The following is a 12,082-nucleotide window of genomic DNA, read 5'->3' on the forward strand; positions in this document are numbered from 1 at the left end:
ATTCGTGCCGGGAACGTGGCTGCCGGACTACTAGTCCCCGAGGATCACATCCACACCTGCGCGCGCATGGATCGCCGTACCGTCGTAGATCGGCAGCACATTGGCCTTCACATCGACGATCATCTCAAGCTCCGTGCAGGCGAGGATCGCGGCCTGAACATTTTCCTTGGCGATGTCGGTCAGTTCCGAGCGCATATAGCGTTCGGAATCGCGGCTGACCTTGCCGATCGTCAGTTCCTCATAGACGATCCGGTCAATCCGCTCGGCCAGTTCCAGGTCGGGGGGCAGCAGCGAAATGCCATGACCGACCAGCCGCTGGCGATAGAATTTCTCCGTCATGACATTGCGGGTGCCAATCAGCGCCGCCTTGTGTACGCCGTCCGCCTTCATCTTGCGGCCGACTGCATCGGCGATGTTGATGATCGGCGTGTCCACGCCTGACTGAACCTCATCATAGACGCGGTGCATGCTGTTGGCGCAGATCAGCAGCGCCTGGGCCCCGGCCTGTTCGAGCCGCCGGGCTGACGCGGTCAGCACCTGCGCCGCATGGGCCCACTCCTCATCCGTGGTGGATCGGCCGATATCGGCGAAGTCCAGACTCTCGATCAGCAGCGGCGCGCTATGCTGACCGCCCTTGGCGCGGTAAACCGCCTGATTGATGATCTGATAGTAACGCGCCGTCGATGTCCAGCTGAGACCGCCGATCAGACCGAGCTTTTGCATGTAGCGCCTTACCCCAATTGCTCCGGCAGGAATCCCCCTGCAACTTCCGCGCAAGCGTTACGGACGGCGCTCCCCATCGGCAAGCCCCTTCCCGCGCGCTCCACCGCATATGCGCAGCGCGACCCCTGTACCCGCCGCCCCAGCGAGCCCACCCGCGACAATCATGGCGACATTCTGCAGCAGGAAAGCCAGGGCTGCGGCCGACCAGCCCGCCATGGCGATCGTCAGCGCGAGCGAAGCCGCACCGGCCATGCTGCGCCTGATCGCCACGGTGCTGGCCAGGGCGCAGGCGCTGCCACCCGTCAACAAAGTCAGGCCCAGCGTCAGCATGTCGCGGCTCGAAATGCGGTTAGCGCCCTCATCGATCAGCCCGAAAGCATAAGGGTTGATCCAGGCAGCGGCGGCCGCGCAAATCGCCGCGGTGCCGGACAGCCCGGCAAGAGCGGCCATTAGCATGATCATATGGGTGCCCGGCCATTTCCGCGCCAGCAGCAGTCCCACCGCCGCTCCAATGATCAGCGCGCCCATGATCTCAGGCATGTTGATGACGTCCATCGCGCCAAATGCGGCGGCCATCAGCAGCAGGATCGCTGCTGTTGCCGCATGACGGCTCAGCCGTTCAGATGCGCCGCCGGGCGGCCATAGCGACAGAACGAGCAGCAACACTGCAATCGCCCAAGCCAACGTGATTGCGTCGATACCGTTGCTCACGGGCGAGGCGTGTTGCGGGATGCCTTTTCCAGGCGGCGCGTGGCGATCAGGCTTCCACAAAATCCGGCGCTCGCCAGAAGGACTGCGACAAGGCCAAAATAGCGCGCAGCGGCGCTCCCTGTTTCAGCCGCTACAAGCAGAGCGCCGGCGATACCGGCGGAAGAGAGTAAGAGAAGCGGGCCTAATAGACTTTGCACGCGATCGCACGACGCGCGCCAGGCAGCGATGGCGCCCACGCAGCAGGCAGAGAGAAAGGAGAAGAGGAGAAGCGCGTTCATTCCGGCCCCTTGAGGTCCTTCTCCGCATCGCAGGAGTTGGATCAGGCGGATGGGAAGGAGGCAGTTGCCGCCCCCGACCCCCATCGCCCTTAGTCTCGCCCCTCCCCATCGCTTCGCGATAGGGAGGATCAAGCACATTATTGCAGTCGTTCGCTGACGACCTTGCCGCCCTGCGTCACGCGGATGGCGTTGCCGATTTCCTCATCCAGCACCGGCGCATTCTGTTCCTTGTTCCAGAAGGCCGAGAGGAAATTATAGAGGTTGCGCGCGAACAGGGCCGATGCGTCCGCGGCGAGACGCGAGGGCACATTCTTGTGACCCACGATCTTCACCCCATGGCGCTCGACCACTTGGCCCAGCACCGCACCTTCGACATTGCCGCCCTGCTCGACCGCCAGATCGACGATCACGCTACCCGGCTTCATCGACGCGATCTGCGTGTCGGTGATGAGGCGGGGCGCGGGCTTGCCGGGGATCAGCGCCGTGGTGATGACGATATCCTGCTTGGCGATGTGGCTGGACACTAGATCGGCCTGCGCCTTCTGATATTCTGCCGACATTTCGGTGGCGTAGCCGCCGGTGCCTTCGCCTTCGATACCCGCGACATTTTCGACGAACACCGCCTTCGCGCCCAGACTCTCGATCTGCTCCTTGGTCGCGGAACGCACGTCGGTTGCCGAGACCTGCGCACCCAGTCGCTTGGCCGTCGCGATTGCCTGAAGCCCCGCTACGCCGACGCCCATGATGAATGCCTTGGCTGGCGAAACAGTCCCCGCAGCCGTCATCATCATCGGGAAGGCCCGGCCATATTCATAGGCGGCGTCCAGCACCGCCTTGTAACCGGCGAGGTTCGATTGCGAGGAAAGAATGTCCATCGACTGCGCACGCGTGATGCGCGGCATGAACTCCATCGCCAACGCTTCGTAGCCCGCAGCTGCATAGGCATCGACGCGCGCGCGCTCGACAAAGGGGTTGAGGCCCGCGACGACCCATGCACCGGGCTTTGCGCCGCTGATGCTGGCCACGTCAGGACCCTGCACACCCAATATGATGTCCGCCCCCGCGACCGTGGCCGAACGATCGGCGATCGTCGCGCCCATCGCGGCATAGTCGGCGTCGGCGATGGCGGCAGAAAGGCCTGCGCCAGCTTCCACAGCGACATCGGCGCCCAGCGCCTTGAACTTCTTGACCGTTTCCGGCGTACCGGCAACGCGGCGCTCGCCCTCGGCAAGCTCCTTGATGATTGCAATCTTCATCGACATCCCCCTCGCGGCGCTGATCTTAGCTCGAGATCAGGACAACGACGACCGCCGCCAGCAGCGCGCTAGCGATGGTGCCCCACTTCACGAGGGACACGAACCCTGAATAGGTCTGGGTCGCGCTCTCCATATTTCCTTCTGACGCCATGTCCATTCCCTTGTCAGCCTGTGTTTGAGCGGGCCCCTCTTATCGACAAGCCCCTCCCCCCTCAACCTCGAAACAGAGGAAGAAAAACTTTCCGGTTAAGGGCGCCTTTACCCCCATGGGCTAGGCTGCCGCCATAGTTCAAGAAGAGGGATAAGATGGCGCGCGACGGCGTTCCCATGCTGATGCTGATCGATGAGGAGCCCGCCCAGCGTAGGCTCGTATCCGCGCTTGCAGCCCGCGCCGGGTGGCGTACGATCTTCGCCAATGACGGCGATATGGCAATCGCAACGCTCGGCACGCAGGACGGCATGCGGCTCGACGCGGTGCTGCTCGATCAATGGAGTCCCGGCTATGATGCCGCTGGACTGATCCGCGAATTGCGCAGCCGCCGCCCCGCCTTGCCTATCATGATCCTGACAGCTCATAACAGCGTTGCAGTCGCTGTCGAAGCGATGCGGGCAGGCGCCACGGATTATCTGGCAAAACCGGTCGCGCCCGAAAGGCTGCTGGCGGCGCTCAACGCCACCGTCTCCCAAGACCATGGCAAGGGTGAGTTGCGCCCGCTGACGGAAAAGATCTCAGCCGCCCTTTCCTTTGAAGACGTCGTCGGCGCAGCACCTCAGTTCCGCGCGGCGCTCGCCATTGCGGCCAAGGCGGCGCGCGCCCGCGTTCCCGTGCTGATCGAAGGGGAAAGCGGCGTTGGCAAGGACGTGATCGCCCAAGCCATCCACGCCGCCTCGCCCCGTCATAAACAAGCAATGGTGACGGTGAATTGCGGCGCGATACCCGCAAATCTCGTCGAATCGGACCTGTTCGGCCATGAGCGAGGCGCTTTTACCGGCGCGTTCGAGCGGCAGGTCGGCAAATTCATATCCGCCGACATGGGCACCATCTTCCTGGATGAAGTCAGCGAAATGCCGCTAGACGCGCAGGTCAAGCTCCTGCGTGTCTTGCAGGATGGCGAGGTGCAACCGATCGGCGCCCGGCGGCCGATCCATGTCGATGTTCGGGTCATCGCCGCTACCAATAAGCGCCTGGTCGATGAGATCGAGGCGGGGCGGTTTCGCGAAGACCTATATTATCGCCTCAACGTCGTCCAATTGACCGTGCCGCCGCTGCGCGAACGGATCGGCGACGTGCCTGCGCTTTGCCGTCATCTGCTGGCGCGAATCGCGATACAACCGGGCCTGCGGAGCCTTGGCCTTACCGATGATGCGCTCGCGCTGCTAATGCAGCATGACTGGCCGGGGAATGTGCGCCAGCTGCAAAACGCCCTCTTCCGCGCGGCTGTGCTGTGCGAGGGCGATGCACTGACGCCGCAGGATTTCCCGCAGATCGCCGCGCATATCCGTTCGCGCGCAGAGGGCGAGCCGCTTCACCCCCGGCTGCGCGCCGTGCCGCAGACGCATAGGGAAGCGGCGGGGATTACCCTGTTCGAAGGCGACGGCCATGTCCGGCAGCTGGCGGAGATCGAGGCGGACGTCATTCGCCTAGCCATCGGGCATTATCGCGGCCGCATGACAGAGGTAGCGCGCAGGCTCGGCATCGGGCGTTCGACGCTCTATCGCAAGCTTGCCGAACTGGGTATCGACAGCGCCGCTTGACCCGTGGCCAGGCCGCTCCCCACTCATCCTGTCGCGAGCCTATCGTTGCGACGTTGAAATGTCGGCTGGCCTATGCTTTGGAAAGGGCATGAAAAGCTCAAGCCTCGCAGCCTGCCTTCCCATCCTTCTTCTGGTCGCCTGCGGGCGTGCCGAACCGGTCGAGGACCTGCCCAGTCAGGAGGAATTGGCTGCCGCCGCAAATGCCGCTGCGGCCAAGGCCGTTGCCGCCGACAAGGCGGAGAGCAACGAAAGCCGAAACTATGTCAATGTCGAGCGCGGCTTTTCGATCACTTTCCCCGAAGGCTGGGAAAAGGACACGGCCGCCAGCAATATGAATGGCGTTGTCTATCAGGATCCGGGCGCGGGTGCTGACGTGCGCATCTTCTGGCAGCGCAACCAGGAAAAGCAGACGCTTCAACAGGTCGTAGCAGCCATGAGCAGCGGTTCCGAGGGCGTCGATGGCGACTTCGTCGTGGACAATGAATATCGTGGCACGGCGAATGATGGCGAGGGTAATAATGTGGCCGTCCGCCTGCTGCGCCAGCCTGACGGCGGGATCGTCACGGCGACCTTCGTCTATCCGGAAATGCTAAGCGAGCAATATCAAGCAATCGCCGAAAAGGTGCTCGACAGCCTGCGTATCTTCGCGCGGAAGTCGGAAACCGCCGAGGGAGGCGCTCAGCCTGAGGCAGGCAACGCGGCGAGCGGCGCGGAATAGAGCATCCGGCGCAATCCAGCTAGACCGCGCTCAGGCCCGCATCCGTTAACCCGCGCCAGAGGTGAAGCGCCTGGACGCTCTCCTTCACATCATGCACGCGCACCATCTGCGCACCCAATTCCGCAGCGCGGAAGGTGAGCGCGACCGAGCCGCCCAGCCGATCGGCTGCAGGCGCTTCATTGGACAGCGCCCCGATCAGCCGCTTGCGGCTTCCTGCAAAGAGCAGTGGAACGCCGAGCCCCTGGAAGGCCGCCAAGCCGTTGATCAGCGCCAGATTGTCAGCGAGCGACTTGCCGAAGCCCAAGCCCGGATCGATCATGATCCGGTCACGCGCGATACCGGCCGCGACACAGGCGTCGATCCGCGCTTCAAGCATGTCGAAGACATCCGCCACCACGTCGCCATATCCGTTGGGATTGTCGTGCGGATCGTCACCGGCAGACGGGGCATGCATCAGGATTACGGGGCGTCCCGACGAAGCGGCCACCTCCATTGCGCGAGGATCGTGGGCAAGCGCGCTCACATCATTGATGACCCTCGCTCCGGCGGCCAGAGCGGATTCCATGACGGCGGCCTTGCGCGTGTCGATCGATATCGGGACGCCAGCCGCCGCAAGCCGTTCGATCACCGGGACGACACGGGCGATCTCATCACCTTCCCATAATTTCGGCGCCTTGGGCCGGGTCGATTCGCCGCCCACATCAATCAGCGCAGCGCCCGCCGCCGCCATGGCAAAGCCCGCGTCCGCCGCCGCATCTGGATCGTCCATATGCTTGCCGCCATCGGAAAAGCTGTCGGGCGTGACGTTAAGGATCGCCATCACCTGCGGCGCATCAAAGCGGATGGTACGGTCACCCAAAGCCAGTGGAGGGCGCGTCTTGGAGATGTTGGCGGCAAGCAGTTGCGCGCGCTCGGCAAGCGCGTCAGGTAGATCTGCGAGCGCCTGGGCAAATCCGGCGACGGGCAGAATGGTCCGCGCAAGCCGCTCTCGCCCCTTCAGCGCCGTCAGCTCATAGCCCTGGAACCAGATCAGGCCATTGCCCATCCGCGCGGCCGATCCGTCGGCCAAACCTATGGGCGACGGCACGAACCATGTAGGCTTTAGATAGAGCCTGGCATCGACGGGGAGTTGGGAAAGACTGGCCATAAATTACCCTAGTCGTTCACTCCGCGCGAAGTCGAGACGCCGCACGCCCGCCATGTCCCGACTTCGCCTTACCCCAATCGCGTCAGGGGGGCTGCTTCAAGGCTCGTTCGCCAGCAAATAGGTCTGCCGCAGCGCATCGATCGGCTTCAATCCGCCCTCGGCCTCATAATGCCAGAAGGTCCAGCCGTTGCAACTCGGCGCATTCTGCAACGTCGCGCCCATCTTGTGAATCGAACCACTGTCAGCCCCGACGCTCAAGGAGCCATCGGCGCGCACCACCGCCTGCCAACGCCGCCGTGTATCCATCAGCACCGTGCCCGGTTGCAGATAGCCGGTCTCTACCAGCGTGCCGAAGGCCACCTTGGGCTGGGCCTTGGCGCTCTGCATGATGGTGAGCGCGGATTCGTCGAGCGGCAGCGCAGCCTCGATACGCTCCATCGCGACCTCGATATAGCTGTCCTCGCGTTCGATGCCGATCCATTTGCGGCCCAGGCGCTTGGCCACTGCGCCGGTCGTGCCGGTTCCGAAAAAGGGATCCAGCACTATGTCCCCCGGCTTGGTGCAGGCGAGGAGGACGCGATAGAGAAGCGCCTCGGGCTTCTGCGTCGGGTGTGCCTTGGTGCCATTGCGCTTCAGACGCTCCTGCCCGCCGCAGATCGGCAGCACCCAGTCCGAGCGCATCTGCAACTCATCGTTGAGCGTCTTCATCGCCTTGTAGTTGAACGTATATTTCGCGTCCTCGCCCTGGCTGGCCCAAATCAGCGTCTCATGCGCGTTGGTGAAACGGGTGCCCTTGAAATTGGGCATCGGGTTGGACTTGCGCCAGATGATGTCGTTGAGGATCCAAAAACCCTCATCCTGCAAGGCCGTGCCTACGCGGAAGATATTGTGATAGCTGCCGATCACCCAGATCGAGCCATTGGGCTTAAGAATGCGGCGGGCCTGCGCCAGCCATGCCTTGGTGAAGCGGTCATAGCTTCCCAGCGTGTCGAACTTGTCCCAATCATTATCGACCGCATCGACGCGCCCGCCTTCCGGACGGAAGAGGTCCCCGCCCAATTGCAGATTATAGGGCGGGTCGGCGAAAATCATGTCGATGCAGGCGTCGGGGAGCTTCGCCATTTCCGCGATGCAGTCGCCGCGCAGCAGGCGGTCGGCCTCAATCTCGACCGGCGCAACCGCCTTTTTTCGCCGCGGCGCGACGCGTTCCATGACACCCATATAATGACCCCCATTCATTTCGAGGCCCAGCGTTGAGTCCTCGGGAGTCCGCCGTCAAGATCAACAGCTTAGGAGTCGAGCCTGACAAAAAGGTTAACAGCCGGAGAACGAAAGCGGTAGACACGACATGTTGGGTCCCGTCCGGCATCATAGACTCAATATCAGGTGGTGTGTCTCAAAAGACTCAGCCGCTGGACCCGGCCAACTTTTTTTGGTTAACGGCGACAGATGGCTTCCAAAGGGGTCGCCTCTTGATCATCTCATGATCATTTGGTTATGGGTTCGCAATGAGCGACCCCCTTTCCAGTGGCGACCGATCGGCCGCCTGCGATGAACTTTTCAAAGCGCTGTCCGATGGCACGCGCCGCGCCCTGCTCGAACATCTCGTGCGTGAAGGAGAGCAGAGCGTTCACGCGCTGACTGCGGTCTCCGACGTATCCCAGCCCATGGTGTCGCGTCACCTGGGGAAGCTAAAGCGCGCGCGGCTCGTCACGGCGCGCCGCGCCGGGCGTGAAACCTTCTATGCCGCGCGAGTGAAGGGGCTTGCACCCGTGGTTCAGTGGATGGCGATCTACGGCGCGCTCTGGTCGCAGCGTTTCACAGCGCTCGAAGAATTGGGCGAGCCAGCCTGACCACCTGCTTCTACCCATATCTTTCCGCTTGCATTGCCGACCTGAAATGGTGATCGCATTTGCGTGATCCATGCTGCGGGAAGGGAACAGTGAGGGCTGTTCTAAGGGGGCGCGGCATGGTGACGGGAAAAGAGACGTGGAGCACAAGACTGCAGGCCGATTGGGCAGGATACAGGGACGGGCGCGCTTTGTCAGGGAATCGCCCGATGTAAGACGGCAGGCGCTGATAGAAGCAACGGCGCGCTGTCTTGCTGAAAAGGGGGTGGGCGCGACGTCCGTACGGGCGATATGCTCGCGCGCCGGAGTTTCGGCGGGTCTGCTCACCCATTATTTCGATGGTGTCGATGCTCTCATCCTCGCGACCTATCGCGACGTGGGGGAAAAGGTCGCGGCTGCCATGGAGCAGGCCGTCGCCGCGGCGGGGCCGGACCCCATGGACCGGCTATGGGCCTATTTGCGCGCCAATTTTCAGCCGCCAGTGCTCGATCCCAATCTGCTCGCGACCTGGATTTCCTTCTGGAGTCTGGTGAAGACCAGTCCGAAAATCGCGGCGACCCATGCCGAGACCTATGGGGGGTCGCGCGAGCGTCTGGAGGTGCTGCTGCGAGAGGCGGCGCCGCAAATTCCTCGCCCGGACGCGCGCATCGCCGCGATCGGGCTAACGGCGATGGTCGATGGGCTATGGCTGGAACTCTGCCTGGATTCCTCGACCTTCACGATCGAGGAGGCGCTCGCAATGGTGAAGGAAGCTATGACCTATGTCATCCAAAAGCCGAGGGACGGGTCAGTCGATCAATACCTGGGCCGTTGATCGCTTTTCTCAATCAGCGGAGTGAAGAAAAGCAATTTCCCCCTTCCCCTCCACGCCCCTACATAGGCCGGGCAACAGCAACCCCTCAGAAGGAACTGGAAAGCCCATGGCGCTTATCAACACCCCTATCAAGCCGTTCAAAGCCACCGCTTTCAAGGAAGGCAAGTTTGTCGATGTCACCGACGCCGACGTGAAGGGCAAGTGGGCGATCTTCTTCTTCTACCCCGCCGACTTCACCTTCGTCTGTCCGACCGAACTGGAAGACCTGGCCGGCATCTACCCGACGCTGCAGTCGCTGAACGTCGAAGTCTATTCGGTTTCGACCGACACGCATTTCAGCCACAAGGCATGGCATGACACCTCGCCGGCAATCGGCAAGATCAGCTACTATATGCTGGGCGACCAGTCGGGCCAGATCACCAACAATTTCGACGTGATGCGCCCGGGCGTAGGCCTGGCCGACCGCGCCACCTTCCTGGTCGATCCGGAAGGCGTGATCCAGTTCATGGAAATCACGTCCGAAGGCGTCGGCCGCAACGCGACCGAACTGCTGCGCAAGGTCAAGGCTGCACAATATGTCGCCGCTCACCCCGGCGAAGTGTGCCCGGCCAAGTGGGAGGAAGGTGAAGAAACCCTGGCTCCTTCGCTCGACCTCGTCGGCAAGATCTAACTCTACCTGACCTTTCGCCGGGCCGGGTCGAGCAACTCCCCGGCCCGGCGGGGGTTTCCCTCTGACATTTTAACCGCTGTCATGCCGGGCGTTGGGGTCGTACCGCACCGGCAAGCGGACCTGCGCGCCCCGGACCGGTGCGTCAATTCAATGGAGCTATGAGAAGATGTTGGACGCAAATCTCAAAGGCCAGCTCAAGGCCTATATGGCGAACATCACGCAGCCCATCGAGCTGGTGGCATCGCTGGACGAGGGCGCGAAGTCGCGCGAACTGGAAGGACTGCTGAACGAGATCGCCGAGCTGTCGGACAAGGTGTCGCTGGTGCTGGCAGGGCATGACAAGCGCAAGCCCAGCTTCATGATCCGCCGCGCAGGCACGGACATTGCCGTGACATTCGCCGGCATTCCCATGGGCCACGAGTTCACCTCGCTGGTTCTGGCCCTGCTGCAGGTCGGTGGCCATCCGTCCAAAGCGGCGCAGGATGTCATCGATCAGATCAAGGATCTGGATGGCGACTTCACCTTCGAAACCTATTTCTCGCTTTCATGCCAGAACTGCCCCGATGTGGTGCAGGCGCTGAACCTGATGAGCGTTCTCAACCCCCGCATCCGACACGTCGCCATCGATGGCGCGCTGTTCAAGGAGGAAGTCGATGCACGCCAGGTCATGGCCGTGCCGACCGTCTTCCTGAATGGCGAACCGTTCGCTAGCGGCCGCATGGAGCTGGAGCAGATCGTCGCGAAGATCGACAGCGACGCGGCCGACCGCGCAGCGGAGAAGATCCGTAAGCAAAACCCCTTCGAAGTCCTCATCGTCGGCGGCGGTCCTGCGGGCGCTGCGTCGGCCATATATGCTGCGCGCAAGGGCATCCGCACCGGCATCGCAGCGGAGCGGTTCGGCGGCCAGGTGCTCGACACGATGGATATCGAGAATTTCATCTCGGTCAGCCGCACCGAGGGTCCCAAGCTCGCCTCGGCATTGGAGGCGCATGTGAAGGATTATGATGTCGAGATCATGAACCTGCAAAAGGCGGCAAAGCTGGTCCCAGCCAAAACCGAAGGCGGCTATCATGAGGTCGTGCTGGAAAATGGCGCGAGCCTGAAGGGCCGCACCGTCATCCTGTCCACCGGGGCGCGCTGGCGGCAGATGGGCGTGCCCGGCGAAGAGGAATATCGCAACAAGGGCGTTGCCTATTGCCCGCACTGCGACGGACCTTTGTTCAAGGACAAGCGAGTGGCGGTGATCGGCGGCGGCAATAGCGGTGTCGAAGCGGCAATCGACCTTGCCGGCATCGTTGCTCACGTGACGCTGATCGAGTTCGACAGCCAGCTGCGCGCCGACGCGGTGCTGCAGCGGAAGCTCGCGAGCTTGCCCAATGTGCGCATCATCACCTCGGCCATGACGACCAAGGTGGAGGGCGACGGCGCGAGGGTGACTGGCCTGTCGTACAAGGATCGCAACCACGGCACCGCTCATGACATCGAGCTGGAGGGCATTTTCGTTCAGATCGGTCTCGTCCCCAACACCGAATGGTTGAAGGACGCGGTTGCCCTTTCCCCGCATGGCGAGATCGAGATTGACGCGCGTGGCGAAACGAGCCAGCCAGGGATATTCGCTGCCGGCGATTGCACGACCGTGCCCTATAAGCAGATCGTGATCGCCATGGGTGCGGGTTCGACCGCGGCGCTTTCTGCCTTCGACTATCTCATTCGCTTGCCTGCTTCGGCGGAAACGGCAGAAGCTGCGTAACAAGACAACCCCCGAGCGGGGGGTTGGGAAGCGGTCGCCCCCAGGCCCGGTGGCGGCCGCTTCTTAAGTCTTGCGCCGGAACGCGCGGGATGGCCCTCATCCTCAGATATTCCCTGGCGACCATGAACGGGCATATCAGTTCCGTTCGTTTCGAGTGAAGGGTTTGAGCCTGTCGAGAACATGGCGCTGCGCAACCGGTTCTCGATAACGGCTTCTCGACACGCTCGAAGCCTGTTCGAACCGAACGGTTCCAGGAGAAATGGCGGCAAACCACCCGCATGGTTGCTCGCCAATGCCGATTTGCGGGACGCTTTCAAGCGACATCGGAAAGAGTCCCCTTAGCGACACCTAAAACTGGCCCCCTTTCATAATGGTTCGTTGCCTGCTGGTTCAAGCGACGGAGTGGCCTT

General features: G+C 62.5%; 12 protein-coding genes. 6 read left to right on the forward strand and 6 right to left on the reverse strand.

What is annotated here, in order from left to right:
* Window positions 1-30: 30 nt before the first annotated feature.
* The 4 genes from ACFO3E_RS20815 to ACFO3E_RS20830 form a co-directional block, all read right to left on the reverse strand.
* On the reverse strand, window positions 31-723 hold the full coding sequence (locus tag ACFO3E_RS20815) for an aspartate/glutamate racemase family protein (RefSeq protein WP_066527271.1): 693 nt from the start codon (window positions 721-723) through the stop codon (window positions 31-33).
* Window positions 724-780: 57 nt separating this feature from the next.
* A complete protein-coding gene (locus tag ACFO3E_RS20820) occupies window positions 781-1,434 on the reverse strand; it encodes a hypothetical protein (RefSeq protein ID WP_066527265.1) in 654 nt (217 codons plus the stop codon).
* Window positions 1,435-1,849: 415 nt separating this feature from the next.
* Window positions 1,850-2,968 carry an NAD(P) transhydrogenase subunit alpha gene (locus ACFO3E_RS20825; protein WP_066529209.1) on the reverse strand — a complete coding sequence of 373 codons (1,119 nt, stop codon included), beginning with the start codon at window positions 2,966-2,968 and terminating at the stop codon, window positions 1,850-1,852.
* Window positions 2,969-2,993: 25 nt separating this feature from the next.
* Window positions 2,994-3,119, reverse strand: coding sequence for an aa3-type cytochrome c oxidase subunit IV (locus ACFO3E_RS20830; protein WP_066527261.1), 126 nt, complete (start codon window positions 3,117-3,119; stop codon window positions 2,994-2,996).
* Window positions 3,120-3,274: 155 nt separating this feature from the next.
* On the opposite strand from ACFO3E_RS20830, the gene ACFO3E_RS20835 reads away from it, so the two are divergent.
* Window positions 3,275-4,723: a sigma-54-dependent transcriptional regulator gene (locus ACFO3E_RS20835; RefSeq protein ID WP_066527259.1), complete on the forward strand. Its 1,449-nt coding sequence runs from the start codon at window positions 3,275-3,277 to the stop codon at window positions 4,721-4,723.
* Between the two features lie 88 nt (window positions 4,724-4,811).
* Entirely contained in the window at window positions 4,812-5,441 is a 630-nt protein-coding gene (locus ACFO3E_RS20840; RefSeq protein ID WP_380807179.1) for a hypothetical protein, read from the forward strand.
* A 19-nt stretch (window positions 5,442-5,460) separates the two neighbouring features.
* On the opposite strand, the gene folP is transcribed toward ACFO3E_RS20840, so the two are convergent.
* Together folP and ACFO3E_RS20850 are read right to left on the reverse strand one after the other, a co-directional pair.
* Entirely contained in the window at window positions 5,461-6,588 is a 1,128-nt protein-coding gene (gene folP / locus ACFO3E_RS20845; RefSeq protein ID WP_066527257.1) for a dihydropteroate synthase, read from the reverse strand.
* Between the two features lie 96 nt (window positions 6,589-6,684).
* Entirely contained in the window at window positions 6,685-7,809 is a 1,125-nt protein-coding gene (locus tag ACFO3E_RS20850; RefSeq protein WP_066527253.1) for a site-specific DNA-methyltransferase, read from the reverse strand.
* Between the two features lie 287 nt (window positions 7,810-8,096).
* Here ACFO3E_RS20850 and ACFO3E_RS20855 point away from each other — a divergent pair, with 287 nt between their 5' ends.
* The 4 genes from ACFO3E_RS20855 to ahpF all read left to right on the forward strand — a co-directional run bounded on the left by ACFO3E_RS20855 (window position 8,097) and on the right by ahpF (window position 11,672).
* Window positions 8,097-8,441, forward strand: a complete 345-nt coding sequence (locus tag ACFO3E_RS20855) for an ArsR/SmtB family transcription factor (RefSeq protein WP_066527250.1) — start codon at window positions 8,097-8,099, stop codon at window positions 8,439-8,441.
* A gap of 136 nt (window positions 8,442-8,577) precedes the next feature.
* Window positions 8,578-9,252 carry a transcriptional regulator BetI gene (gene betI / locus ACFO3E_RS20860; protein WP_066527248.1) on the forward strand — a complete coding sequence of 225 codons (675 nt, stop codon included), beginning with the start codon at window positions 8,578-8,580 and terminating at the stop codon, window positions 9,250-9,252.
* Window positions 9,253-9,358: 106 nt separating this feature from the next.
* On the forward strand, window positions 9,359-9,922 hold the full coding sequence (gene ahpC, locus ACFO3E_RS20865; RefSeq protein WP_066527243.1) for an alkyl hydroperoxide reductase subunit C: 564 nt from the start codon (window positions 9,359-9,361) through the stop codon (window positions 9,920-9,922).
* 166 nt (window positions 9,923-10,088) lie between these two features.
* The gene (gene ahpF, locus ACFO3E_RS20870; RefSeq protein ID WP_066527241.1) at window positions 10,089-11,672 is read left to right on the forward strand and encodes an alkyl hydroperoxide reductase subunit F; all 1,584 of its coding nucleotides are present in this window, start codon (window positions 10,089-10,091) and stop codon (window positions 11,670-11,672) included.
* Window positions 11,673-12,082 lie beyond the last annotated feature (410 nt).

This window comes from Sphingobium tyrosinilyticum, assembly GCF_042654265.1.
Lineage (GTDB): Bacteria > Pseudomonadota > Alphaproteobacteria > Sphingomonadales > Sphingomonadaceae > Sphingobium > Sphingobium tyrosinilyticum.